General features: G+C 39.4%; 29 protein-coding genes and 1 tRNA gene. 4 read left to right on the top strand and 26 right to left on the bottom strand.

Features of this window, described 5'->3' with window-relative positions:
- Positions 1–122 precede the first annotated feature (122 nt).
- The 5 genes from gap to D1953_RS13380 all read right to left on the bottom strand — a co-directional run bounded on the left by gap (position 123) and on the right by D1953_RS13380 (position 4,427).
- Complete coding sequence (gap, locus tag D1953_RS13400; protein ID WP_119117695.1) at positions 123–1,130, bottom strand: type I glyceraldehyde-3-phosphate dehydrogenase; 1,008 nt, start codon at positions 1,128–1,130, stop codon at positions 123–125.
- A gap of 38 nt (positions 1,131–1,168) precedes the next feature.
- Positions 1,169–2,191 carry a sugar-binding transcriptional regulator gene (locus tag D1953_RS13395; RefSeq protein WP_119117694.1) on the bottom strand — a complete coding sequence of 341 codons (1,023 nt, stop codon included), beginning with the start codon at positions 2,189–2,191 and terminating at the stop codon, positions 1,169–1,171.
- A gap of 141 nt (positions 2,192–2,332) precedes the next feature.
- A complete protein-coding gene (locus tag D1953_RS13390; RefSeq protein WP_119117705.1) occupies positions 2,333–2,569 on the bottom strand; it encodes a glutaredoxin family protein in 237 nt (78 codons plus the stop codon).
- Positions 2,570–2,588: 19 nt separating this feature from the next.
- On the bottom strand, positions 2,589–3,911 hold the full coding sequence (gene rpoN, locus D1953_RS13385) for an RNA polymerase factor sigma-54 (protein WP_245980124.1): 1,323 nt from the start codon (positions 3,909–3,911) through the stop codon (positions 2,589–2,591).
- Between the two features lie 444 nt (positions 3,912–4,355).
- Positions 4,356–4,427, bottom strand: a tRNA-Arg gene (locus tag D1953_RS13380).
- 247 nt (positions 4,428–4,674) lie between these two features.
- Between D1953_RS13380 and clpP the strand changes: the two genes are divergently transcribed.
- Positions 4,675–5,325, top strand: a complete 651-nt coding sequence (clpP, locus tag D1953_RS13375; protein ID WP_281271551.1) for an ATP-dependent Clp endopeptidase proteolytic subunit ClpP — start codon at positions 4,675–4,677, stop codon at positions 5,323–5,325.
- Positions 5,326–5,421: 96 nt separating this feature from the next.
- Here clpP and D1953_RS13370 read toward each other — a convergent pair whose 3' ends face one another.
- The 15 genes from D1953_RS13370 to D1953_RS13300 form a co-directional block, all read right to left on the bottom strand.
- The gene (locus D1953_RS13370; RefSeq protein ID WP_119117691.1) at positions 5,422–5,679 is read right to left on the bottom strand and encodes an HPr family phosphocarrier protein; all 258 of its coding nucleotides are present in this window, start codon (positions 5,677–5,679) and stop codon (positions 5,422–5,424) included.
- Between the two features lie 21 nt (positions 5,680–5,700).
- A complete protein-coding gene (gene whiA, locus D1953_RS13365) occupies positions 5,701–6,654 on the bottom strand; it encodes a DNA-binding protein WhiA (protein WP_119117690.1) in 954 nt (317 codons plus the stop codon).
- 73 nt (positions 6,655–6,727) lie between these two features.
- Entirely contained in the window at positions 6,728–7,693 is a 966-nt protein-coding gene (locus tag D1953_RS13360; protein WP_119117689.1) for a gluconeogenesis factor YvcK family protein, read from the bottom strand.
- Entirely contained in the window at positions 7,668–8,579 is a 912-nt protein-coding gene (gene rapZ / locus D1953_RS13355) for an RNase adapter RapZ (RefSeq protein ID WP_281271550.1), read from the bottom strand. The genes D1953_RS13360 and rapZ overlap by 26 nt, the downstream gene beginning before the upstream one ends.
- Positions 8,580–8,613: 34 nt before the next feature.
- Positions 8,614–9,072, bottom strand: a complete 459-nt coding sequence (locus D1953_RS13350) for an NUDIX hydrolase (RefSeq protein ID WP_119117688.1) — start codon at positions 9,070–9,072, stop codon at positions 8,614–8,616.
- A 601-nt stretch (positions 9,073–9,673) separates the two neighbouring features.
- Positions 9,674–10,624: a thioredoxin-disulfide reductase gene (gene trxB / locus D1953_RS13345; protein WP_119117687.1), complete on the bottom strand. Its 951-nt coding sequence runs from the start codon at positions 10,622–10,624 to the stop codon at positions 9,674–9,676.
- Between the two features lie 97 nt (positions 10,625–10,721).
- Positions 10,722–12,224, bottom strand: coding sequence for a tetratricopeptide repeat protein (locus D1953_RS13340; RefSeq protein WP_119117686.1), 1,503 nt, complete (start codon positions 12,222–12,224; stop codon positions 10,722–10,724).
- Positions 12,225–12,523: 299 nt separating this feature from the next.
- Positions 12,524–13,168: a bifunctional phosphoribosyl-AMP cyclohydrolase/phosphoribosyl-ATP diphosphatase HisIE gene (gene hisIE, locus D1953_RS13335; RefSeq protein ID WP_119117685.1), complete on the bottom strand. Its 645-nt coding sequence runs from the start codon at positions 13,166–13,168 to the stop codon at positions 12,524–12,526.
- Entirely contained in the window at positions 13,165–13,923 is a 759-nt protein-coding gene (gene hisF / locus D1953_RS13330) for an imidazole glycerol phosphate synthase subunit HisF (RefSeq protein ID WP_119117684.1), read from the bottom strand. Before hisF ends, hisIE begins: the two co-directional genes overlap by 4 nt.
- 1 nt (position 13,924) lies before the next feature.
- Positions 13,925–14,659, bottom strand: a complete 735-nt coding sequence (gene hisA / locus D1953_RS13325; RefSeq protein WP_119117683.1) for a 1-(5-phosphoribosyl)-5-[(5-phosphoribosylamino)methylideneamino]imidazole-4-carboxamide isomerase — start codon at positions 14,657–14,659, stop codon at positions 13,925–13,927.
- Complete coding sequence (gene hisH / locus D1953_RS13320) at positions 14,656–15,285, bottom strand: imidazole glycerol phosphate synthase subunit HisH (protein WP_119117682.1); 630 nt, start codon at positions 15,283–15,285, stop codon at positions 14,656–14,658. Before hisH ends, hisA begins: the two co-directional genes overlap by 4 nt.
- Positions 15,286–15,873 carry an imidazoleglycerol-phosphate dehydratase HisB gene (gene hisB / locus D1953_RS13315; protein ID WP_119117681.1) on the bottom strand — a complete coding sequence of 196 codons (588 nt, stop codon included), beginning with the start codon at positions 15,871–15,873 and terminating at the stop codon, positions 15,286–15,288.
- A gap of 92 nt (positions 15,874–15,965) precedes the next feature.
- Complete coding sequence (gene hisD / locus D1953_RS13310) at positions 15,966–17,231, bottom strand: histidinol dehydrogenase (RefSeq protein WP_119117680.1); 1,266 nt, start codon at positions 17,229–17,231, stop codon at positions 15,966–15,968.
- Positions 17,232–17,261: 30 nt separating this feature from the next.
- Positions 17,262–17,888: an ATP phosphoribosyltransferase gene (gene hisG / locus D1953_RS13305; RefSeq protein WP_119117679.1), complete on the bottom strand. Its 627-nt coding sequence runs from the start codon at positions 17,886–17,888 to the stop codon at positions 17,262–17,264.
- On the bottom strand, positions 17,881–19,065 hold the full coding sequence (locus D1953_RS13300) for an ATP phosphoribosyltransferase regulatory subunit (RefSeq protein WP_119117678.1): 1,185 nt from the start codon (positions 19,063–19,065) through the stop codon (positions 17,881–17,883). The genes hisG and D1953_RS13300 overlap by 8 nt, the downstream gene beginning before the upstream one ends.
- Positions 19,066–19,444: 379 nt before the next feature.
- Here D1953_RS13300 and D1953_RS13295 point away from each other — a divergent pair, with 379 nt between their 5' ends.
- From D1953_RS13295 to D1953_RS21305, 3 genes are all read left to right on the top strand, one after another.
- Positions 19,445–20,458, top strand: coding sequence for a processed acidic surface protein (locus D1953_RS13295; protein WP_119117677.1), 1,014 nt, complete (start codon positions 19,445–19,447; stop codon positions 20,456–20,458).
- Between the two features lie 3 nt (positions 20,459–20,461).
- Complete coding sequence (locus D1953_RS13290; RefSeq protein ID WP_119117676.1) at positions 20,462–21,082, top strand: class D sortase; 621 nt, start codon at positions 20,462–20,464, stop codon at positions 21,080–21,082.
- Positions 21,083–21,179: 97 nt separating this feature from the next.
- Positions 21,180–21,323 (top strand): hypothetical protein, encoded by a 144-nt coding sequence (locus tag D1953_RS21305; protein WP_182480605.1) that lies wholly within the window; start codon positions 21,180–21,182, stop codon positions 21,321–21,323.
- A 45-nt stretch (positions 21,324–21,368) separates the two neighbouring features.
- On the opposite strand, the gene D1953_RS13285 is transcribed toward D1953_RS21305, so the two are convergent.
- The 6 genes from D1953_RS13285 to D1953_RS13260 all read right to left on the bottom strand — a co-directional run bounded on the left by D1953_RS13285 (position 21,369) and on the right by D1953_RS13260 (position 26,572).
- Positions 21,369–21,878 (bottom strand): acyltransferase, encoded by a 510-nt coding sequence (locus D1953_RS13285; RefSeq protein WP_119117675.1) that lies wholly within the window; start codon positions 21,876–21,878, stop codon positions 21,369–21,371.
- Positions 21,875–22,528, bottom strand: coding sequence for a pyrophosphatase PpaX (gene ppaX / locus D1953_RS13280; RefSeq protein ID WP_119117674.1), 654 nt, complete (start codon positions 22,526–22,528; stop codon positions 21,875–21,877). The genes D1953_RS13285 and ppaX overlap by 4 nt, the downstream gene beginning before the upstream one ends.
- Complete coding sequence (locus D1953_RS13275; protein ID WP_119117673.1) at positions 22,518–23,465, bottom strand: nucleoside recognition domain-containing protein; 948 nt, start codon at positions 23,463–23,465, stop codon at positions 22,518–22,520. The genes ppaX and D1953_RS13275 overlap by 11 nt, the downstream gene beginning before the upstream one ends.
- Positions 23,466–23,489: 24 nt before the next feature.
- Entirely contained in the window at positions 23,490–24,302 is an 813-nt protein-coding gene (lgt, locus tag D1953_RS13270; protein ID WP_119117672.1) for a prolipoprotein diacylglyceryl transferase, read from the bottom strand.
- Between the two features lie 19 nt (positions 24,303–24,321).
- Positions 24,322–25,257 carry an HPr(Ser) kinase/phosphatase gene (gene hprK, locus D1953_RS13265; protein ID WP_119117671.1) on the bottom strand — a complete coding sequence of 312 codons (936 nt, stop codon included), beginning with the start codon at positions 25,255–25,257 and terminating at the stop codon, positions 24,322–24,324.
- Positions 25,258–25,465: 208 nt separating this feature from the next.
- Positions 25,466–26,572 carry a DUF4097 family beta strand repeat-containing protein gene (locus tag D1953_RS13260; protein WP_119117670.1) on the bottom strand — a complete coding sequence of 369 codons (1,107 nt, stop codon included), beginning with the start codon at positions 26,570–26,572 and terminating at the stop codon, positions 25,466–25,468.
- Positions 26,573–26,665: the final 93 nt, after the last annotated feature.

The following is a 26,665-nucleotide window of genomic DNA, read 5'->3' as shown; positions in this document are numbered from 1 at the left end:
ATTTTTTTAAAAACTTTTTCTTACAATACAATGAACGGGCAGTCCCTCTCCTCATAATCTTGAGAAGGGGGACTGCCCGTAAATTCAACCAATCATTAATTAAAAGAGTGTGATGCTTCACTTTATAATCCTTTAGACGCTATATAGTCAATTAAATCAAGAATTCGATGAGAATAGCCTGTTTCATTGTCATACCAAGATAGTACTTTAACTAAATTACCTTCTAATGCCATTGTGGATAAAGCATCAATCGTAGAAGAAGCAGGACTTCCATTATAATCACCAGATACTAATGGCAATTCGCTATAATTAAGAATTCCTTTTAACTCCCCTTCAGATGCTGCTTTCAATGCGGCATTTACTTCCTCAGCTGTTACATCTTTTTCAAGTTCCACAACAAGGTCTACAATCGACACATTCGGTGTAGGTACACGTACAGCCATCCCGTTTAACTTTCCTTTTAATTCAGGTAAAACTAAAGCAACAGCTTTTGCAGCTCCTGTCGAAGTAGGAATCATATTCTCTGCTGCTGCACGCGCTCTTCGATAATCCTTATGAGGAAGGTCGAGCACTTGTTGATCGTTTGTATATGAATGAATCGTTGTCATCATACCGCGCTTAATTCCGAACTGATTGTGTAACACTTTCGCAAATGGTGCCAAGCAGTTTGTAGTACAAGATGCGTTAGAAAGAACGTGATGACTGGCTGCATCATATTGTTCTTCATTGACCCCCATAACAATCGTAATATCCTCATCTGTTGCAGGCGCTGAAATAATAACCTTTTTCGCTCCACCCTCTAAATGTTTCGCCGCATCTTCTCGTTTTGTAAAGCGGCCTGTGGATTCGATAACAACCTCAACACCTAACTCCTTCCAAGGTAATGACGCTGGATCACGTTCTGCTAACACCTTTGTCTTATGACTACCGACAACTAGATACTCACCATCCACTGATACTTGTTCCGCAAGTGTTCCATGGACAGAGTCATATTTCAACAGATGAGCCAACATATTAGCATCTGTTAAATCATTAATTGCTACAATTTCAATATTTGGGTTTGCCAATGCTGCACGAAATGCCACACGTCCAATACGTCCAAATCCATTAATTCCAACTTTTACTGTCATTATAAATTCCTCCTTGAAGTTCATCCTAGCTTTTCTTTTCAATCAGAGATTAATTCTCGGGCTGCAGCCTCATCTGTAATAAGAACAGTTGTAGCATGTGTCCCCCTTATATAGCTTTGAATGGCTTTCGCTTTCTTTTTACCCCCTGCAACTGCAATCACTTTCTTTTCAGGAGTAAGGTCCTCTAACTGTAGACCGACTGTCAACACTTTATGAACAACTTCTCCACTTTCACTAAAGTAATATCCAAATGCCTCACCAACTGCCTTTTGTTCCACTAATCGTGTTAGAACACTTGGCTCAGACTTTCTTCTTTCCGCCATTACCAACGCTTCTCCAATTCCATGAATGACCATCTCTGCTGACTTTATCCTCGCAATCACTTCTTTCATGGACGGCTCCTTCATCAAGGAAGCATAAACTTCATCACTTAATTGATCTGGAACATAGAGAACTTTGTATGAAGCGTGAACTTTTTGTGCCATTTTTTCAACAATCGTATTAGCTTGATTTTGAGACATTTCGCCGACTCCACCGCGTGCGGGGACAAAGGTAACTCCTTTGCTATATTCATCCGAAACGAGAGAATCTGCCACAGCAGCCATTGTCGAGCCTCCCGTAATAGCAATGGTCCTTCGATTTTTCCATTCATGCTTCATCCGGGCCGCACATGCTTTTGCTAATTCTTTTTTCACCCAAGGTGACTCATCACAATTGCCGGACACAATAATGACTTCATCAATTTGAAGCATCTCCCGTAACCTTTGTTCCAATATATTTATCCCCATTACTTCTCGCATAATCCCCTCTAATTGTTCCAGAAGCTCCCGTCCCTCTTGAGAAAGATTCATGCCTGAACTATGCACTTCAAGAAGATTCTGATTTTTTAAGAAGTCAACTTCACTTCGAAGCGTTCGCTCTGTCAATTGCAGATGATTAGCAAGGCTTCGGCGTCCTACGGGCTCCATAGCCTTCACATACCGAAGAATGTTGTACCGTTTTTGCATCGTTTCTAAGAGATCAGGTAATAATTTTTTCTGTATGTCTAATAATATTTGCATTCGTATAAACCCCTATCTAAACCAAAGGGACACAAAACGTCCCACACATGACTTTATCGTCCCACTAACACCAAAAAAATATTCCTGCTATAAATTTATTCTAGCAGGATTATAATCGTTCTTCAAATATTAATCAAAAAATTATCTTTTTATTCTCTGAAGCAATTCATCTTTCCATACATGACCATACTGAACTATTTCCCCTTGCCATTGCACAACCGGAATCATCATTCCATACCGCTCGGTTAATTCATCACTATAGTCAATATCAATTTCTTCATATAAAATTCCCATCTCCGTCTTTATTTCTTCAAGTACGAGCTTTGCTTGATCGCATAAACAACATTTTTTTCGACTATATAATTGAAATGTATCCACTGCCTTACCATCATCCTTTTTAATCAAATCGCTTCCGTTTCGATGACGATGGGATCCCTAATTGTTCACGATATTTCCCCACCGTTCTTCGCGCCAATACAAGACCATGTTCTTTTTGTAATAACTCGACAAGGTCTTGGTCCGAAAGCGGCTTTTTCTTATTCTCCTGCTTAATTGCAGCGGCTAATAGATTCTTAGCCTGCAGTCCCGAAATATCTTTTCCATAATCGGTCGATGAAAGAGAAGTAGAGAAAAACGTGCGCATATCAATCGTGCCAAATGGGGTCTGTACGTATTTTCCTTTTACTGCACGACTAACTGTCGATTCGTGAATTTCCAACTCATCGGCTACATCCTTCATTGTCATTGGTTGTACGTATTCTAGTCCATGGTAAAAACATTTTGGTTGTTTTTCCACAATACAGCGCATGACTCGCAAAATGGTTTCCTTACGCTGTTGAATTCCGCGTGAAATCCATTGATACTCCTGCCATTTCTCTTGAACAAATTGCTTAACCTGTTTATCTTGATGCTGTTTCATTCTATGAAAATATTGTTTATCAACACTTAACTTTGGTGTATTGCCATCTAGATCGCCGATAAATATTTGGCCGTCACGAACTTCAACAATGACGTCCGGCACAATATATGTCGATTTTTCTTGATGAAAGTATGAAGCTGGTCGTGGATTAAATGTTTGAATATAATCAAACACTCTTTGAATGTCTTGTAAAGATACACCTAATTGCTTACTAAGCTCTTTCCATCGTTTATTAGCAAATTCAAGAAAGTAGTTTTGTAAAATCATCTCGGCTAATGGCTCTCTAGCATCTGCATAGGCTTGAATCCATAAACATTCTTGAAGGTTTCTTGCCCCCACCCCATGCGGTTCAAGCTGTTGGAGTAACTCTAGACTGTTTTGTAACGCATCAAAGGTAATAGAAGGGGTACATAAGTCATCTAGTTGAACACGTAAATAACCATTTTCATCTAAGTTTTGAATAAGAAGATTGAAGGCTCTCTGCTCTTCTTTCGTTAATTTTTGAAGATTTACTTGTGATAGAAGGTGGGCTTCAAGCGAAGGATGATCTTCACTTGCTTGCTCAATCCAGTAATCGGAATCATAATCTTTCTTCGTCCGTTTTCGTTTTTTTCGATCCATCCCTAGGTGAAAAATTGTAGATGAAGGCTCATCAACAGATAATAAAGGATTCTCCATCATTTTATTTTCTAAAAAGGCAGAAAGCTCCTGCGTCGAATATTGTAAAAGGGCTATCGATTGAGTTAACTCTTGAGTCATTGCCATTTTTAATGTTTGCTGTTGAAACAATCCGGCTTTCATATTCACTTGCAAATCCCTCCCCAACTCTATTTTACAATATTTGAAAAAAATAACACACACTTTTCTTGCAAACGCTTACCTATTTATTTGTTTTTATTCACTATATGTTGCAATCATACATTTACGACAAAGATTGACGAACGCATGCTAAAAAATTTATCCCGCACTTAGTAGGCAGTAAGAATCCAACCTAAAACTCATGAGGAAACAAAGAAGACAGGCGAGAAATAAAGGCCCTTAAAGGTCCAACCGGTAAGCTTTCACCAATCAGTTTCGTACGGTCACTTGATTGAAGCGAGGCGGCTAACTATCAGTGGAGGGTGAAAGTTTCACTTTATGAATCTTTCAAATTAAGAGGTAGAGTAAAGGAACGGCTATGTGAATAAATAGTAGCAAAATAAAAAAAGCCCCCTCCTTCACTTTATGAAGGAGAAAGCTTTTGGACGCCCTCGGCAGGAATCGAACCCACATCTTAAGAACCGGAATCTCACGTGCTATCCGTTGCACCACGAGGGCAAAATCATTTTTTAATACAGTTCATTATAGGCTAGATAAGGTATGTTTGCAAGTGAATTTGTGGTTTAAATTTGCCACGTTTGGATATAATGGATAAAGAACTTTCACTATTCATTCAAAATTACAACAAAGAAGAGGTAAAATCCAAATCTTTGGAAGGAGTCACTAGAAAAATGTCGAACAAATATATACATAAATAAGTTTGTTTTGTTTGACCTAAATTGACCAAAAAGTGTATCATACATACATAAACAAATTTAACCACTTTCTTAATCAAAAGGAGGAACTAAACATGAACTTAATTCCTACAGTTATCGAACAAACAAACCGTGGGGAACGTGCCTACGATATTTATTCTCGCTTATTAAAAGACCGGATTATTATGCTAGGAAGCGCAATTGATGATAATGTATCTAACTCTATTGTTGCTCAACTATTATTCCTAGAGGCAGAAAATCCAGAGAAAGATATTACTCTATACATTAATAGCCCTGGTGGAAGTATTACATCTGGTATGGCAATTTACGATACAATGCAATACATTAAACCAGATGTATCAACTGTATGTATCGGAATGGCTGCTTCTATGGGTGCATTCTTACTTGCAGCTGGTAAAAAAGGAAAACGTTTTGCTCTTCCAAACAGTGAAGTTATGATTCACCAACCACTTGGCGGTGCGCAAGGTCAAGCAACAGAAATCGAAATTGCTGCTCGTCGCATCCTTTTCTTAAAAGAAAAATTAAATCAAATTTTAGCCGATCGCACTGGTCAATCGTTAGAAACCCTTCAACGAGACACAGAGCGCGATAACTTTATGACAGCTGAACGAGCACTTGAATATGGCTTAATTGATAAAGTTATTACTCGCAATGTACTAGAAGATAAAAAAGAATCTTAAGTAAGAAAAATGTAAGGTGTCTGGAGCTAGACACTTTACATTTTCTTTTATCTTCTAGAAAAAAGCGTCCTGTTATAGGACGCTTTTTTCGATGTATTATCCTTCTTGTTGAATAAACTGGATGAGCGATTCTAACGCTTCTTGCTCATCTCGCCCATCAGCAATAACCTTCACCGATACACCGGAGCTAATAGCAAGACTCATTAAGCCCATAATGCTTTTAGCATTTACTTTCCTACCGTCTTTCTCCAAATAGATGTCTGAATTAAAACGGTTTGCTTCCTGAACAAAAAGAGCGGCTGGACGAGCTTGCAATCCGGTTTTCAATTGTACTTCTATTTGTTTTTCCACCATCCCATCTTCCTCCTATCCCCTTTATTTCTTCGCCGACAATGCTTCTCCTCCACGAAGTTTATCTGCAATTTCGTCAATCTTTCTTAACCGATGATTAATACCTGACTTACTAATGTTCCCGCCTGATACCATCTCACCTAATTCCTTTAATGTCACATCTTGATAAGCGACTCTTAACTCTGCAATTTCTCTAAGCTTATCTGGCAGCACACTTAAGCCAACCGTCTCTTCAATATACCGAATGTTTTCCACTTGTCGTAAAGAAGCCCCAATCGTTTTATTCAGATTGGCGGTTTCACAGTTAACGAGCCGGTTCACCGAATTACGCATATCTCTTACAATACGAACATCTTCAAATCGTAATAAAGCAGAATGCGCACCGACTACGCTCAAAAATTCTGCAATCTTCTCGGCTTCTTTTAAATACGTAATATAGCCTTTTTTACGCTCTAACGTTTTAGCCTTTAATCCAAATATATTCATAAGCTCACATAATGCATCATTATGCTCTTTATAAAGTGAAAAAATCTCTAGATGATAAGACGATGTTTCTGGATTATTGACCGACCCTCCAGCTAGAAAGGCACCTCTTAAATAAGATCTCTTACAACATTTCTTCCCTATGATGTTATCGGATAAGTGATGAAGAATTTCAAATCCCTCACCTAAAATCTCTAAATCCGTTAAAATCTCTTGTCCGCCAGCTGATATTCTTACAATATATACATTGTTCTTTTTTAGCTTCATTTTTTTCCGAACTAGCAATTCTACTTGCACTTCATAGCTCTTTTTAAGCAGCGTATAAATTCTTCTAGCAATTGCTGCATTTTCTGTTTGAATATCGATAATTAACTTTCGATTAGAAAATGAAAGAGATCCATTCATGCGTATAAGCGCACAGAGTTCTGCTTTGCTGCAGCAGCCCTTGCTTTCTAAAGTGGTCAATTCTTTTTTTGTTTCCGAAGCAAAAGACACCCTGTTCACCTCCAATCGATTACAAGAAGAAATGCGCAAGCGGCTCGAACAGCTTACCATTCCCCGCCACTTCTTACTTTTTTTCAATCATATGATACAGTAACTCCGCTACTTTTTTCGTATCATGGCGTACCACATGTCCTTCGTAACTAAAAATCCGATCTTGAATAATTTCAAGCCCCATGTTCTTTAAGCTATCCACATCATAAACAACGGGCTTAGCAAATTCCTCCTCATAACGTTGTTGAACTTCGCGAGGAACCTCCTCACTATTCACTAAAATGCTATCAATACAAGAACAGCCAACATGGTTATACAGAGCTTTCACATGGTCACTTGCTGTATAGTCAAGTGTCTCGCCAGCTTGTGTCATTAAGTTACAAATATATACTTTCTTCGCAGAGGCTTCTGCAATCGCCTCCCCAATTCCAGGAACAAGCAAGTTAGGTAAAATACTTGTATACAAACTGCCCGGTCCAATAACAATCAAGTCTGCCCGCTTAATTTCTGTTAACGTTTGACTTAGTGGTTTAATATGTTCTGGTGTAAGAAATACTCTCTTAATTCGCTTACCTGAGAAAGGGATTTTCGATTCACCGCTTACAATCGAACCATCCTCCATCTCTGCATGTAACACAACACTTTGATTCGCAGCCGGTAACACTTTTCCATGCACATTCAAAAACTTACTCATTTCTTGAATCGCATGAACAAAGTCACCTGTTAGGGAAGTCATAGCTGCCAAAATGAGATTCCCAAGAGAATGGCCAGACAATTCATTTTTCTCAGTAAAACGATGTTGAAACATTTTTTCAATAAAGGGCTCTACATCTGACATCGCAGCCAATACATTCCGAATGTCTCCAGGAGCCGGAATATCCATTTCCTCACGAAGTCGGCCCGAGCTTCCCCCATCATCCGCAACTGTCACAATGGCTGTAATATCGACAGGATGTTTTTTGAGTCCCCGTAATAATACCGGCAGCCCTGTTCCGCCGCCGATAATTACTACTTTAGGTTGCTTCTGTTTTTTTGACATCCTGTTTCCCCTTACGCTTCTCGATATCACGGTGAGAAATCTGCGTTGTGTAATCTTTTTTGAAATAGTTAGCAAGATATTCTGTTAACGCAACAGAGCGATGTTGACCACCGGTACAGCCGATTGCAATAATCAACTGGGATTTCCCTTCACGTTTATAATATGGCAGCATAAACGTAAGCAAATCAGTGACTTTTTCTAAAAACTTCTTTGTCTCACTCCATTTAAGCACATAAGTCGATACTTCTTCTTCCAACCCTGTTTGTGGTCGCATATGTTCAATATAATGTGGATTCGGTAAAAAGCGAACATCAAATACAAGATCAGCATCAATTGGGATACCATGCTTAAAGCCGAAAGACATCACATTGACTGTAAATACAGGTTGTTTACTAGTGGAAAATTCCATCGTGATTTTTTCTCTTAGCTCACGCGGCTTTAATTGTGATGTATTGTAAATTAGCTGCGCTCTTCCCTTTAATTCATCTAAGAGATGACGTTCAAGCTTAATTCCTTCTAAAGGACGATCAAGTGGAGCAAGTGGGTGCGTCCTTCTTGACTCCTTATATCTTCGCACTAACGATGCATCGTCAGCATCAAGGAAGAGAATTTGTGGAACGACCCATGGTGTTTGCGACAAATCATCTAAAGCAACGAATAAGGAATCAAAAAACTCACGTCCACGCAAGTCCATCACAATCGCTACTTTATTCATCTTATTCCTAGAATCCTTCATTAACTCTAAAAATTTTGGCAATAACGCAGGTGGTAAATTATCAATACAAAAAAAGCCTAAATCCTCAAAGCTTTGAATCGCTACAGTTTTTCCTGCTCCAGACATTCCTGTAATAATGACTAATTGTGTTTCATTCTTCAGTTCGTTCAAATTCTTCACCCCCGCCTATAATCATTCTTTATACTCAACCTGGATCCAATCGATAAGAAAGCAATTTAAAGTCTGGTGTATACGTAAATGTCCCATAAATAATGCCTTTACCGTGAATCATATATTCTAAAATATGATGATCTCCTTCTGCCATTGCGAGTTCTTTCGTCTCATCTATCGGATGCCAATGAAGTTCTCCTTCTTCACACACATCATTATTAATTCCATCCGATTCTGTCGCATAGAATGTGAACATCATCCATTCTGTCAGAACTTTGTCTCCATCTTTCATAATAAAAGTAAAGATGCCTTTAATCGATGGATTTTTCAGATACACACCTGTTTCTTCTCGGTATTCGCGAATACAGGCATCTCGAACAGATTCTCCAGGCTCCATCTTGCCTCCCGGAGCAACCCACCAACCTCGTCTAGGTTTTTTCAAAAGCAAAATCTGATTATCTTTTATTAATACACAATTTGTCACACGTTGCATATTTATCACCTCGATTGCCCTCTACTAACTTAAACAGGCTGAATTTGTATAGTAATAAGAAAAGCGTAAGTGCCTTGATTAGCTCCAACAGCTGCTTGCGAGTCGAAATGTGAAGCGACTCTTTTTTACTTTCTATCGGCTAAATCGAAGTACCTCAAAGGGCTCGGAGCCTCTAAGATGGAGCTAAACAACAAAGCGTTTCGAAAATCTTATACTTTCTGATTCTTAGAAGTCTGTTTTCGCTAAAACTCATGTATGTTATATCTTTTTATTATACTCTTTTTACTATAAGCTCTCAATGAACAACGCATGTCATTTTAAGATGCGAAGCTCGACAGCCATATAACATAAAGAACCGACAGATACCCCCCCTATTCTTCGAGGTGGTGAACTAGACGAGGCCTCAAAGGAAATCAAAAAATTCCACATGTTCTTCTTACACACAAAAAAAGACACAGACCAAAATGATCTGTGCAACAACGTGTTTACTTATAAAAGGGGGTCAATTACTTACCCTTACTATACCTAAACTTTATTTCAGCTGTGTTACAGCTTAGTTAAAACAGAATAACGATATGATTAAATGTTTCCATGGAAACATTTATGCTTTTATTTGTAACTTTTCTTTTAGCTCTTCTACATAATGTTGAACAGATTGAGCAGCAATACTTCCGTCTCCTGTAGCTGTTACGATTTGACGCAATGTTTTTTCACGAACATCTCCAGCAGCAAAGATTCCAGCTACTTTTGTCTCCATTCGTTCATTCGTTTCGATATAACCTGTTTCATTTGTAATACCTAAGTTTTCAAACGGCTTTGTTAATGGCAGCATGCCAATGTAAACGAAGACACCATCTGCTGGATGCTCTGTCTCTGTACCATCAACAGTAGATACAAGTGTTACACTACCTACTTTGCCATCCTTTTCATTAATTTGTTTCAACGTTGTATTCCAAATGAAATCGACTTTTTCATTCGCAAAAGCACGCTCTTGCAGAATTTTTTGGGCACGAAGCTCATCACGACGGTGAACAATCGTTACTTTTGAAGCAAAGCGAGTTAAATACACACCTTCTTCAACAGCTGAATCTCCGCCGCCAATTACAAATAATTCTTTTCCTTTAAAAAATGCGCCGTCACATACAGCACAATAAGATACGCCTCGTCCGCCTAATTCTTTCTCACCAGGAACACCAATTTTTTTGTACTCAGCACCTGAAGAAATAATGATGGAACGCGCTTTGTATTCTTTTGAACCAGCAATAATCGTTTTATATTCTTCGCCATCGATGATTTCTTTTACATCACCATAAGCGTATTCAGCACCAAACTTCTTAGCATGTTCAAACATTTTGGTAGAAAGCTCTGGTCCAAGAATTGTTTCAAACCCTGGATAGTTTTCAACTTCCTCTGTGTTTGCCATTTGTCCGCCTGGCATTCCACGCTCTAGCATTAATGTGGAAAGATTCGCACGAGATGTATAAACAGCAGCGGTCATCCCAGCTGGACCAGCTCCAATAATTACTACATCATAAATTTTTTCTTCTGTCACATTGTTCACTCCTTCTGACTTTCCAACCAATTAATTAACGATAGTATTTCCTATCTATTATCCTATATAACAAATAATCATCAGTCCAAATATTTGCTCAGTTTAAGAAAGATTGAACAAGCTTAATGTACTTCGAAATGGTAGAAACGGAAATAAAGTGCTTCTCAGCAATAGCTGCTTGGCTTTTTTTCTCATCACGAATCTGATACCACACATACTCAAGAGCAGCCGCCCAGCCAGCAGGATTATTAAATTTATGCTGTACTTTGACCGCTTCCACAAATACGGAAAACCATAGTAAGTAAATTCCCGCTTCAGTCAATTTAATCGGTTTAAAATGCTGATACAGTAAATCCGCTGTTCGATCCGCAAAATCAATAACTGTCAGCTCTCGCTCTTTATTGGCATCCTTTACACAATCAGCATAGCTCTTTTCTAACGGTGTAAAAGCTGTATTTTTCACAAATAGCTTATTTTTCACTAAGCTTTGTTTATGCTTTGAATGCTTTACAAGAAAAATCGCAAACAATCTTTCTTCAATATGTTCACTTTCTAAACGTTGTAAAATAGACGGCAAATGATGTTCAAAACCAGCAATCGCTACATTGGATTCGCTCCACGGCTCCATTCCCTCTTTATCAGGATTTATTTCCACGACTTTTTTCCAAGCCTTATGAGCAGTCTGTTCATGCCCTAAATGGTATGCAGACGTAGCTAACCAAAAATAAAAAGAGGCGTCGCCTTCAAATCCTTTCTTTTGCAGCTGCTTTAACCATTTGTACGCTAATGAATACTTTCCAATTAACGCAAAAGTTGCACCTAATTTAAAGCGATGCTCGATTAAAATTGGACGAACCTTCGCTAATGTATTGACTAACTCTCCTAGCTTCGCTTCATCCTGCTGGTAATGATGGAACACAGCCAAATTACAAAGGGCATGCAAATTTCCTGGACTCTTTTCTAGCACTTCCTCTAAAGTGGCATACGCCTCATCGATTTGTCCTAAATAAAAATAGGCCAGCGCTAGATTATTATAAGCAGACCAGTAATCTTCATACTCTTCAATCATGTTCTTTAGTACTTCAATCGCTTTTGGAAAATTTCCCGCCTCTAAATATTCACGTGCTTTTTCTTGCTTCATAATGAGTCCATCTTGACTAAATAAGCTTTCTTCCGTTTCATCGGTTTCGAACATAATGAGTTCAAGAAGATCCTCAGCCTCTTCACTAAATTCACCTTGTTCTTCTTTATCAAGATACGCATTAGCATGACGATACGCCTCTTCAAACATCCCCAGATGCGCATAGTTATTGGCTAAGAAGTAATGACATTCAGTCATATAAGGATCGAGCACGTTTAGAATATTTTCAAGAAGATTATTCGAGTAATTGTATTCGCCAATTTCCGTACATGTAATAGCCAATTGACACGCAATCATTGGCTCTCCTGGTTCAAGCTCAAGAGCTCGCTCCAAATATTTTTTTGCTTTATATAATTCACGTTTGTGATATGCTTTTAATCCCTTGGTGAAGTAATATTCCCCAGTCGGGTAAAAGGACAATACTTTCGCCGGCTGTCCTAGTTTAGCGTCTTTACTCATGTAATCCTCCATCCACAAGTTGTTAACTACAGTAGTATATCATAATGCTGATTATTTGCCGAACCAGTAAATAAATAACAGGAACTAGAAAATTCACAGATATATCTATTGTAACAGGTTTGTGCATGATTGCATGAGTATTCACGTGTCTTTTTTATAAAATTTCTATAGAGTGTAAGATAGTTAAACCCTTGTGTTTATTGATCTTTTTCATTTAATCAAACGTTTGATTAAATTTAAATATACGAAAGGGCTGCCCGAAAAGCCATTTTCATGACTTTTGGGACAGCCCCCTGCTATTACTTTTCTTCTTTCGATGCATGTCTTTCTTTTAATACAGTTAACACTTCTTGTAATGGAAGCTCTTGTTCTTGAAGTAAAACTAGTAAGTGATATAGTAAATCTGCACTTTCCCATTTCAATTCTTCTGCATCACGGTTCTTCGCTGCGATAATAACTTCGGCCGCTTCTTCACCGACTTTTTTCAAAATTTTATCTACGCCTTCTGTAAATAAATACGTTGTGTATGAACCCTCAGGCATTTGTTCTTTTCGTTTTCCGATTAATTCTTCTAGTTCAAATAAAAATGCAGCATCTTGATTAGCCATGTTGTTCGCCCCTTTGTTTTGGTAGATTGTTTTCGTGAAGCAGCTTGTTGTACCAGTATGACACGCCGGGCCATTTGGAATAACGCGTACAACTAATGCATCTTGATCACAATCAAATGTTATATCCACAATCTTTTGTGTATTGCCACTTGTAGCCCCTTTATGCCAAAGCTCTTGGCGAGAACGGCTAAAGAACACCGTTTCGCCTTTCTCCATTGATAATTGTAAAGAATCTTTGTTCATATAAGCAAGTGTCAACACTTCTTTTGTATTGGCATCTTGAACAATGGCTGGTACAAGCCCTTTTTCATCGAATTTAATGCTTTCGATTTTCATCGTACAACGACTCCTTGTTCTTTCAAAAACGACTTCACTTCTTTAACGGATGTTTCTTTATAATGGAAAATAGAAGCGGCTAATGCAGCATCAGCTTTTCCTTCTTCAAACGCTTCTTGGAAATGCTCTGCATTCCCTGCTCCGCCCGAAGCAATAACAGGAACAGAAACCGCCTCGCTTACCGCTTTTGTTAACGCGATATTAAAGCCTTGCTTCTCACCGTCACAATCCATGCTCGTTAATAAAATTTCGCCAGCCCCGCGGCTTACCGCTTCCTTCGCCCAAGCAACAACTTCCCACTCGGTCGCCGTTCGACCGCCATGGGTATAGACGCGCCATGAACCAAGCTCTTCATCATAGCGAGCATCAATCGCCACAACGATACATTGCGCCCCAAAATAATCGGAGCCTTCATTAATTAAGTCCGGACGAACAACAGCCGCTGTATTCAGCGATACTTTATCCGCACCTGCACGTAAAATTTTCTTCATATCAGCCAGCGAGTTAATCCCGCCGCCAACGGTAAACGGAATAGCTAAGCTTCCTGCTACTGAACGAACGACATCGACCATCGTTTCACGCCCTTCATGTGAAGCAGAAATATCAAGGAAAACAAGCTCATCGGCTCCTTCTTGATCATAAAAAGCAGCCAATTCAACCGGGTCTCCAGCATCACGTAACGACACGAATTGAACTCCTTTTACAACGCGTCCATCTTTCACATCCAAGCATGGAATAATACGTTTTGTGAGCATGTTAACCACGCACCTTTTCTAGTGCTTCTTTTACTGTAAAGCGATTCGTATAAATTGCTTTTCCGATAATGGCACCGATAATACCGCTCTTTTCGTAGTTTTGAAGAGCCGCCAAGTCATCCAATGAACTAATCCCGCCAGAAGCAATAACCCCTTTTCCTGTCGCCTCTGCCATCGCTACAACACCTTGGACATTCGGACCAGACAACATGCCGTCTGTTGCAATATCCGTTACGATAAATGTTTCCGCACCAGCATCCGCTAAGGCTTTTCCAAGTTCAATCGCTAATGTTTCAGATGTTTGAAGCCAGCCGTGAGTTGCCACACGGCCATCTTTTGCATCAATTCCGATTGCAATATGCTTACCGTACTTACGAATCATGTCTTTTGTAAAAGCAGGGTCCGAAACCGCTGTACTTCCTAAAATAACACGCTCGACTCCGTTATCAAGATACGTTGCAATATCAGCTTCTGTACGAATACCACCGCCAATTTGGATTTTTGCCCCTAATTCTTTCGCGGCTTGAATCACATACGCATCATTAATACGACTGCCTTCTTTGGCCCCGTCAAGGTCCACCATATGTATCCATTCTGCTCCTTGGTCTGCAAAATTCTTCGCCATATCAAAAGGAGAATCGCCATAAACCGTTTCTTGATTATAATCTCCTTGAATTAAACGTACACATTTGCCACCGCGCATATCAATGGCTGGATAAATCTTGAACTCGCTCATGCCTGATCCTTCCCTTCCACTAACGCCAAGTAATTTCTTAATAACGACATCCCCATTTGTCCACTCTTTTCTGGGTGAAACTGCATCCCGAACACATTGCCGGTGCCCACAATCGCAGGAACTGCAACATGATAATCAGCCGAAGCTGTTACGAAGCTTGCATCCGTCTGCGCATAATAGGAATGAACAAAGTACACATAATCTTCTTCTAATCCTTTTAATAATGGTGAAGATTGATTAAAAGAAAGGCGGTTCCAACCCATGTGCGGTACTTTATACTTCTCACCATTGTCCTCCCCAGTAAACCGAACAACTTTCCCAGGAATCAACGATAGGCCTTCTGCCGGACCATTTTCTTCGCTCTCATCAAACAATAGCTGCATACCAAGACAAATCCCTAATAAATAACCGCCATTCGCCACATATTGTTTAACAAACGTGTCTAGCCCTGTTTCTTTTAACAAGTTCATTGCGTCACGAAATGAACCTACACCTGGCAGAATTAGTCCGCTTGCTTTAGCTAGCTTTTCAGGATTATTTGAAATAAAGGACTGTGCTTCAAGACGTTCCAATCCTTTTGTAACGGAAAATAAATTTCCCATCCCATAATCAATAATACCAATCATTTATAACATTCCTTTCGTTGAAGGAATTCCTTTGACGCGCGGATCAATCATCGTTGCTTCATCTAAAGCTCTTCCTAACGCTTTAAAAATCGCCTCAATAATGTGGTGTGTATTGTGGCCATAGTGCACGATGACATGTAAATTCATTCTTGCTTCAAGGGCGAACTTCCATAAAAATTCGTGAATTAATTCCGTATCAAATGTACCTACTTTTTGTGAAGGAAAATCTGCGCGAATTTCAAAAGCAGGACGGTTGCTTAAATCAATGACAACTTGTGCAAGAGCCTCATCCATTGGAACAAACGCATTTCCATAACGCTTAATCCCGCGTTTATCACCAAGAGCTTGTGAAAGAGCTTGCCCTAGACAAATCCCAATATCTTCCGTTGTGTGATGATCATCGATTTCTGTATCCCCTTTTGCATCGATCGTCATATCAAATTTTCCGTGTTTCGTAAACAGATCCAACATATGTGTCATAAATGGAACCGCTGTTTCAATCGAAGCTTTTCCTTCTCCATCAACTGAAAAGTCCAACTTAATATTCGTCTCATTCGTTTTTCGTTCAATACTTGCAGAACGCTCCATTATAAACCCTCCTTCTGTCCAATCGTATCTATAAAAGTACATTTTTGATATTTAGTATCTAGTGCAAGGCCAACGCAGCCTTTGCACTTCTCTTATTTTTTACGAGCTTCAATGGCACGAGCGTGTGCTTCAAGACCTTCCATTCGTGCAAAAGCAGCAATTTTTTCAGCATTTTGTCGAAAAGCTGTTTCACTGTACATAATGATGCTTGATTTTTTTTGAAAATCATCAACATTCAGTGGACTAGAAAAACGAGCTGTTCCGTTTGTCGGTAATACGTGGTTCGGACCAGCAAAATAATCTCCGACAGGTTCCGAGCTAAAACGACCGATAAAAATCGCTCCAGCATGTCGAATTTGTGCCATAACTTCCATCGCATCACGCGTGATAATTTCTAAATGTTCCGGCGCTAATTCATTTACAGCATCAATGGCTTCAGCTAAGCTGTCACATACAACAATTCGACCGTAATCAGCAATAGAAGCTGCGGCAATATCACGGCGAGGCAGCAAAGCAAGCTGCTTTTCCACTTCACTTGCCACTTCTTCGGCTAATTCAGGCGAAGTCGTAATGAGTACACTGCACGCACGAGCATCATGCTCTGCTTGTGATAAAAGGTCAGCTGCAACCTCCGCAGCAATCGCTGTTTCATCTGCTAAAACTGCAATTTCACTAGGTCCTGCAATCATATCAATTGCTACATCACCAAACACTTCTCGTTTAGCAAGCGCCACATAAATATTCCCTGGTCCGACAATTTTATCGACTTTAGCAATCGTTTCGGTTCCATAAGCAAGTGCCGCAATCGCTTGAGCGCCACCAACTTTATAAATTTCTGTTACACCAGCAATTTTAGCTGCCGCTAATACAGGCGCAGATAACGAACCATCTTTCCCTGGAGGAGAAACCATCACAATTCGTTTTACACCCGCTACTTTAGCCGGCATAATGTTCATCAATACAGAAGATGGATAAGCAGCTGTACCACCAGGAACGTAGACACCAACTGCATCAAGAGGCGTTATTTTTTGTCCAAGCATCGTTCCTGTTTCATCTGTCGTCATCCACGAATTACGCGTTTGTTTCTCGTGGAACATTCGAATATTGTCGGCCGCTTCTTGTATAATCGCCAGCTGTTGATCTGGTAGAGTTGCGACAGCGGCCTCTAGTTCCGCTTCGGAAACAAGTAATTCTTTAACTTGTACACCGTCAAATTTTTCTGTGTATTGAGATACAGCGGCATCTCCGTTTTTTCTCACATCATTAATAATATCTTGAACGGCTTTTCTTTGATCCTCGGTCCCCGAGTCAACCGAGCGCTTCAAAGAAAGGTCTTTTGTTAATCGTTCAATTTTCATACGCTCACCTCATTTAAAAAATCCGATCACTTATTCGATAATTTCTGCTAACCGGTCGACAATTTCCGTAATCCGCTCTTCTTTAATTCGATAGCTTACAGGGTTCGCTACTAAGCGTGATGTAACATCCGCAATTCGTGCGTATTCAACAAGCCCATTTTCCTTTAAAGTTTGTCCTGTTGACACAATATCAACAATTCGCTCTGCCAAGCCGATTAATGGCGCCAATTCAATAGAACCATTCAACTTAATAATTTCGACTTGCTCACCTTGTTCACGGAAATAGCTTGAAGCAACATTCGGATATTTACTCGCAATCTTTGGCGCAATATCACTAATTTTTGTATTTGGAAGTCCTGCCACCGCTAAATAACAAGCACTAATTTTTAAATCTAGAAGCTCATACACATCGCGTTCTTCTTCAAGCATTACATCTTTCCCTGCAATCCCAAGGTCTGCTACCCCATGCTCAACATACGTCACAACATCCATTGGCTTCGCTAATATAAAACGTAAATTTTCCTCTTCAACTTCAATAATTAATTTACGTGAATCATCGAATTCAGGAGGAAGACGAAAGCCTGCTTTACGCAACATCTCTGCAGCCTCTTCAAAAATTCTTCCTTTTGGCATCGCAATCGTTAAAAAGCTACTCATTGCTTACTCTCCCTCCATTCCCTACAAATAAATGTACATCTGAAAACGTTCTTGTATAAGCATCTACATTTTCTACTGCATTAATATCTTGAATCGTTACCATAATGCCTTCTGCACGCTTCTGCTTAGCAAAGTCTAGCGCTTCTTTACGACGCTCTGGGCTAAATAAAATACATTCCGGTACGTCTGCTTCCTGTATTTCACCAATCGCTTCCACCAAACGATCCATGCGAATACCGAATCCTGTTGCCGATGCATCCCACCCGAATTTATCAAGAAGGTTATCGTAGCGGCCTCCGTTTCCGATTGGTGAACCAACCCCGCCCGCATATACTTCAAATAACGTTCCTGTATAGTAGCTCATATGACTAACAAGTGTTAAATCCAGGCTTACATATTGATCAACACCAAATTCTTTTAATTGAACCGCCAATTCTTGCAGCTCAGAAAGCTGTTCGCGACCATGCTCTCCTTCTAATAGGCCAAGGGCTTTTGTTAACGTGTTTTCCCCGCCTTGAAGAGAAATAAATTCAATTAATCGTTGCTTATCAATAGAAGAAAGCGTTAAAGATTTCACATGCTCACGATAGCCTACATAATTTTTTTCATATAAAAATTTACGTAGTACGGCCGCTCTTTCTTCATTTCCTAAAATACTTAGGAACAATTCTTGAACGAATCCGATATGCCCAATCGTAATCTTAAATTTCTCTAATCCTGCCGCTTTTAACACATCAGCCATTAAAGCAATCATTTCTGCATCGGCACTAGTCGACTTGTTGCCAATGCATTCAATGCCCATTTGCTCAAACTCAGCGGGACGTCCACCTTCGCGCTGCTGTGCTCGATACACATTTGCAGAATACGCTAAGCGTAATGGAATTCTTTGATTTAATAACTTAGATGCTGCAACACGCGCAATCGGTGTCGTCATATCTGGACGAAGAACAAGGGTATGCCCTTGCTGATCCAGTAACTTAAACAATTGTTGATCTAAAATCGCTGATGCCTCACCAATCGTTTCATAATATTCTAACGCTGGAGTTTCAATAAATTGATAGCCCCATTTCTTAATTTCATCACTCATTTTATTTCGGACCGCTGCTTTTGTTTCATAAAGCTCCGGCAGCGTATCTCTCATGCCTAACGGTTTTTCAAACATAAATGGCTTTGTCACGACTGCACATCCTTTTAATATAATGAATATTTTCTTACCATATCTTTCTTTAATTTATAAATAGTATCAAAAAAATGGACAGAATCCTATAAATTATCGCAATTATTATAATAAAAAAGTAAAAATCCTTTAGTTCGCTAATATGGTAACAAAGTGAAGTTATATGTAGTGTACTCCTGCCCCTGTGAACAGTCAAGTACAAACTCCCTTTTCCTTCTCTTAAATTAAGGGCTTTTTATATCTGAACTAACAAGCTCACCCTTGTCAGGACTATTCGCCCATTTCATATTTGAAACATTTACCGCTTACAACTAAAACTGTTAACAACTATAATTTTAGTTTGATAGCTAATTAGGTACTATAACTTAGGAGGAAGAACATGCAGAAATTTTTATCCATTATTCTAGCAACAGTACTGTTTTTTACACTAACAAGCAGTCCTGGATACGCTGCTGCCTCTCTTAGTCAACAAGACTTAGAGGACTATTTAACTGAAGTAGATATGACACAAACAGAATTGGAAGAGTACTTAGACTACTACGGTGTCGAATTAGAAGAATTTTCTTCTATTGATGAACTTCGTGATATGTTAGGGCCTGCTTTAACTCAAGCTAACCTAGAAGATTTACTAAATGAATATGACATGACAGAAGAAGAGTTAACGGCTTTACTCATTGAATACGGAGAAATGGAGGAAGGAGAAACAATTCTTGATTCCTTTTACTTTGTCTCTGATATCGAACTGCTCATTCTTTTCGATCAAGACATGGGCGATATAGACTCGGCTGAGTTGTTAGACGGCCTTGCTGAATTTGATATACATGAGGAAGAGCTAGAACGCTTATTCACATATCTAGAACCGATTTTTGAACAACCTGGATTTGAAGATCAATTAATGGCTTTAGTTGACCGTATGTTACAGTTTGAAGAATTTGAAACATTAGATGACCTGACGGTTGAACAGATAGCGGAGTTATTCTCTATCTATAATGATGTACAAGACTTACTTCAAGTTGAATTCAAATTTGATTTAATCAAAGACGGTGTAACAACCCCAATTTCCATTCAGGAACTATATAGCATGGAAGAATTACAAGATGCTAGTTTACGAATTTCCATCCATGATTTAAACGGAAACTTGCTGCTGGATTTGATTGTAACTAGTGAGATGTTTGGCAGTGATTTGATTAAGGAGACAGCTCAAAGCTTGAAAGAGACGCCTGAGGTCATTAAAGAAATAAAGTCAAAAGCTAAAACTAACAAAACTGTCCCAAAAACTGTTAAGGGCGGCCTACTACCTAACACGGCAGGCAATTATGCCATGAACGCAATTCTAGGACTTTTACTGGTTGGCTTAGCATTTGTTTTATTCAGAAAAGCGAGAATGAACTAATCTATGAAAAACAATAGGCGTTCCAAACGAAAGAAAAGAATCAGCCTATTCTTAGCAATCTGTCTGTTATTTATAGGCGTATATTTCACAGCGACGAATGCTTATCCCCTGTTAAAAAGTTATGATAAAGGGGATAAAAAAGAAACTTCTGTTACGGCTGCTCAAGAAAAGAGCGAAGTAACAGAACAAAAAAAACTATATCCTACTCGGCCTGAAAAAGGAGATATGATAGGAGATCTTTACATCCCTAAATTAGACAGCACTTTGCCCATTTATCATGGAACGGATGAAGATGAATTGGAGAAAGGTGTTGGGCATTATGCAGGTTCGGTGCTTCCTGGTGAAGCAGACAATTCCGTACTATCAGGACACCGCGATACTGTATTTCGAAAGCTGGGCGAAGTAGGGAAAGGCGATTTACTTATTACGAACACAGAAGCAGGTACCTTCACATTCAAAGTACGAAAAGTACGAATTGTGGATGCGGATGATCGTACGGTCATTGTTCCTAAACCGAAGGCAACCTTAACCGTCACCACCTGCTATCCTTTTTCATATATTGGTAATGCGCCTGAACGATACGTGTTAATTGCAGATTTAATAGAAACTGAAGTATCGAAATAGAGAAATGGGCTGTGAGAAATCACAGCCTATTTTCACAATATAAAGGGGACCAAACTGTAAGGTAACGTTCAAAACCTAAGATTCAGGGGGCTCAATCATGGATAAACAACAGCAAGAACATTTCTTTCGTCTATTAAGACAAACCTATGAATCTGCAACAGCAGATGAAGATGTTTCTATTGAAAAGATATTAGCCCAAATTAAAAGCGGCCTATCTGATATCTTTAAAAAACTATACTAAAAAGAACTTACCCTCCTAATGGAGAATAAGTTCTATTACAATCATTTAGTTTCGCGTTCTCTCTTCCATTTCTTCCTTCGTATAGATGACACGCATTGGATTTCCACCGACTAAAGCACCTGCTGGCACATCTTTATGAACAAGCGACCCTGCAGAAACAATCGCACCATTCCCAATGATGACACCTGGAAGAATCGTGGAGTTTGCTCCAATCATCACCTCATCACCGATAACAACATCCCCTAAACGATATTCGTGAATTAAATACTCATGGGCAAGAATAGTCGTATTATACCCAATAATGGAATTATTCCCAACCGAGATTTTTTCAGGAAACATCGTATCAGGCATGACCATTAGTGCAAAGGACGTTTGCTTGCCGATTTTCATATGCAGGAATGTTCGATACATCCAATTCTTCACAAACATAAAGGGTGTAATACGAGCAATTTGAATGATGATAAAGCACTTAACAACTTTCCAAAAGGACACGGTCTTATACACTTGCCAAAGCGAATTGGATCCCTCGACTGGATAGCGGACCGTTCTTCTCATACCGTCTTCCCTTGTAAAATATCAATTAAATCTGACATATGATTTAGCATATAATCTGGATGATACGTTTGTAAAAACTCCGTTCCTTTCAACGACCACGCTACACCAGCCGTCTTCGTCCCTGCATTTTTTCCACCGAGAATATCGTGATAATTATCTCCAATCATCATCGCCTCAGCTGGATCTGAACCAAGAGCATTCAACGCCTTTAAAAGCGGCTCCGGATCCGGTTTAGGCTTTTCGATATCATCCATCGTCACGACTACATCGAAGAACTGATCTAATCTGCTTAACTTGAGTCCTCTTTCAACGATATCTCGTTTTTTTGTCGTAACAATGGCCAGCTTATACTTGCTTTGAAACAAGCTTTCTATCGTCTCGTATACACCATCAAACTGAGTCACAAGCAAGTCATGATGCTCCCAATTATGCTTGCGGTAAAAAGCTATCATTTCCTCCGCAAGCTCCGGGTTAATGGATGAAAAAGTCTCTATTAAGGACGGACCAATAAATGGGAGAATATCTTCCCGTTTATACTGTCCTGGATAGTAATGATTGAGTGTTTCCGTAAAAGAAGCAATAATTAATTCATTTGTATTAATTAAAGTTCCATCTAAATCGAATAATAAAGTAGAAATATTACTGCTCATACACAGCTCCCTTTCTTTGCACACTTTCATAGCGATTCCATATATATCCTACGGCGATTGTCAAGACAATTGCCGTCACTAACCGAATGATTAATAGAGGCAGAACAGGAATCCCTAATGGAATAAAGATCAACGTGTCTTCTACTACGGCATGGCATGCTACTAAAAAGATAAAAGCTAATGTCATATCTTTTTTCGACACACCTTCTTCTTTAGCAGCTTGAATCATGACCCCTGCCCCGTAAGCAAGCCCAATTGTTAAACCGGTTGCAAATGGCAGCGCTGCATTCTCCTTCATGCCTAATACCTTCATAACCGGCCCAAGCATTCGTGAAAAAGCTTCCAGCCATTTTTTATCTTTCATAATTTGAATAATAATCATCAATGGGATGACAATGAGCGCAAGTTGGACAATCCCTAGCAGCGCCTTCACGATACCATGAGAGACAATGGCCCACACACCTGTCATTTCAGCAGTTTGTTGACTAACAAACCCATACTGTGCCATTTCTGATCCCCCATCCCATAAGAGGTTAATCATCACCGCAGCTAGCAGAGCTAATCCAAGCCGCACCGTCAAAATCACCCACAGCTTCACACCTACCTTCATCGCAACACCCGTCTCAATCAGCAAGTTATGCGAAAAAGAAAGCATAACGGCAATAATAAATACTTCTTTTACCGTTAAATCGAGCGTCAAGATTCCCGCAATTCCGGCATATAAATTAAGAAAATTTCCAAGAACGAGCGGAATAGCTGCATCTCCAGATAAACCGAGCAGCGCCATGAATGGACTAATTAAATCAATCACCCATGGCAAAATCGGAGTATATTGAAGAATGGTTACAATCAACGTAACTGGAAAAATAACTTTTCCTAACGTCCATGTTGTCTTTAATCCAACTATGAATCCCTTCTTCACTGACTCCCCGTACATAACCCTCTCTCCTTTTCTTTCATCCTAAGCATCTAAATATCGCTGCTTCGCCATTCCGCTAAATCGACGATAGACGAATAAAGCAATCGCTACAACAATGAGAGATAATGAAAGAACCTGTGCCATTCGAAGCGATTCTGTTAACATTAAACTATCCGTACGCAATCCTTCAATAAAGAAACGACCGATTGAGTACCAGAATAAATAAGCTAAGAAAATTTCACCGCGGCGTAAATTTACTTTTCTTAGTGATAAAAGAACCACTACACCAAGTAAATTCCATAATGACTCGTATAAGAAGGTTGGATGATAATAAACACCATTAATATACATTTGATTAATAATAAATTGTGGCAAATGCAGATTTTCTAAAAAAGCTCTTGTAACCTCTCCGCCATGTGCTTCTTGGTTAATGAAATTTCCCCATCGACCAATTGCCTGACCAAGTAATAAACTTGGTGCTGCAATATCAGCAATCTTCCAAAAAGAAACTTTTTTAACCTTCGCAAAAACAACCGCTGTTAACACCGCACCAATTAACGCACCATGAATGGCAATACCACCATTCCATATTTTAATAATCTCACCTGGATACTGCGAATAGTAATCCCATTGGAAAATGACATAGTAAGTGCGTGCACAAATGATGGAAATGGGCACCGCAAATAAAATTAAATCAACAAATAACTCTTTATGTAATCCTCTACGCTCTGCTTCTCGAATAGCAAGCACAAGGCCGAGTAACACACCAATTCCGATGATAAGGCCGTACCAATTAATTTGGAGCACACCTAAATCAAGCGCCACACGGTTAATCGGTTGAATATTTTGTTCCATTTATGTCCCTCTTTTCTACTTAAAAATCATCATGATCTGCTCCTGCAATCGCATGATTTAAACGATCAGAAAACTGCTCAGCAGCATTTACTCCCATTCGTTTTAAGCGGTAATTCATCGCTGCTACTTCAATAATGACCGATAAATTTCGCCCAGGTCGGACAGGTACTGTTAATTTTGTAATTTCTGTATCAATAATTTTCATCGTTTCTTCATCTAACCCGACTCGATCATATTGCTTATTTTTCTCCCAAAGCTCCAGGTGAATAACAATCGAGATTTTTTTATTACTGCGAACAGCTCCTGCTCCAAACAGTGTCATCACATTAATAATGCCTAATCCGCGAATTTCAAGCAAATGCTCAATGAGTTCCGGAGCATTTCCAACAAGCGTATCTTGATCTTCTTGCCGAATCTCCACACAGTCATCCGCTACCAGGCGATGTCCCCTCTTCACTAATTCAAGCGCTGTCTCACTTTTCCCAACACCACTTTTCCCCGTAATAAGAACACCTACACCATAAATGTCTACTAACACACCATGTACAGCTGTTGTTGGGGCTAAGCGACTTTCCAAAAAGTTTGTTAAGCGACTGTACAATCGTGTTGTTTTCATATTTGACAGCATAACCGGAACCGATTCTCGTTCAGAAGCCTCGATTAATTCCTCCGGCACATTCTGACCACGCGTAATAATAATCCCTGGTGTCGAATCACGACAAAGCTCTTCCATACGATGTTTGCGCTCCGCTTCATTAAGTCGTGTAAAAAACGACACTTCTGTCCGCCCTAATAACTGGAGACGCTCAGCTGGATAATAATCAAAAAAACCCGCAATCTCAAGTCCTGGACGAGATAAGTCGCTTGTTAAAATTGGTCGGTTGATTCCTTCTTCACCACTAACAAGCTCAAGGTTAAACATATCGATTACATCTTTTATACGAACTTTAGCCATCTAGGCTGCCCTCCTTTTTGGAGTAAATTTTTTTGACTCAATGCTCATTCCATTTTAGCATTTTTCCCGTAATATCCAAACAATGCGTTTTTATGAGCAATACTTCTCTAGAAAATATCTATTTACTGACCGGTATGTTTTTATCTATAAACTATAAACCAACAAATAAAAAGAGGCCTGTCGAATTGAAACAAGCCCCCCTTCAATGTTATGAAACTGAGATTGCACCGGTCTTCGTATCTGCAAAAATATGCAAAACCGGCGTTTGGTCATACACGGTCTGAAACTTTAACACTTTTTGAATTACATCGCTTTTTTCTTCTACGATTTTAATTCCGTCTAGATTGACATTAAAACCACCTAAATTCGATTTTAATTCCCCTGATACAGCCGCTCCAGACGCTACAGATAGCTGAATCTTCCCTGTAATCGACCTAGCGTATAAAGAATCACTTTCTTCATTGTCATTCCGACAAATAATTTGCCCGTTAAAGGTCTGTACATCTACCTTTTTAAAGTGTCCTCCCGCTTCAATCGCTCCATTCAACGTTTCAGCTTCAACCTTATCAAAGCGAGACGCTTGAATCGTAATCGTACCATTCCCTGTTTCTAATTCACAGCTCTCTCCTCTGACGCTATCCATTGAAATCGGCCCATTCGCTGATTTGACTTTTACTTCCTCTGCGGCTAAAGATTCTGCGGCTACTCCTCCATTAAACATCCTAATTTGAAGCTTCTTATACTCCTTTTGCGGGACATAAATCAGTACATCGGCTTTAATGCCCTTTTCTTGTAAGTAAAATTTCAACGTTCCATCTTCAATGGCAAATATCACTTCGTTTAAAAAGGCTTCCCGCGCTTGATCCTGGTTATCCACGCGGTACACCTTTGCTTCACACTCTACACGCACATCATGGTGATCCCAGGCAATCATTTTTATTTTTCCATTTGCGATATCCACATCTAAGTCTTGAATGACCTTTTCATCATGCTGAAAGATATGGGAAACAGTAAATGACTTCCCAAAATTAAAATCTAAATCTGTATCTCTAATTTTTTGAAAAGCACTTTCAACAAATTCAAAAATTTTCTCTTTCGATGATTGAATATTTTTCTTAAATGTATCATGAGCGTCATCATGATGTTGCTTCTTCGCTTCAATTACTTCTGTTGACAACTCATTTTTCAACACTTGCTCTTTCTGTTCGCTTTCTTTCCCAGCTTTGTCTAATGCCTCTAAAATAGTTAACGCTTCTTCCGCGGTGATTTTACCATCTTGAACGAGTTGAAGAATTCTTTTCTTTTCTTCCTGCATCGCGACTCCCCACTTTCTGCTTTATACTCTATACATACGCCTAGATAGTTGAAAGGTTTCATGTTTCTTCCATTCGACGATTTCCTCGGAAAT

The sequence above is a fragment of the Peribacillus asahii genome (assembly GCF_003570725.1).
In the GTDB taxonomy this organism is placed as follows: domain Bacteria; phylum Bacillota; class Bacilli; order Bacillales; family DSM-1321; genus Peribacillus; species Peribacillus asahii.
Note: the sequence above shows the minus strand (reverse complement) of the source record. Positions and strands in the feature narration are given on the sequence as shown.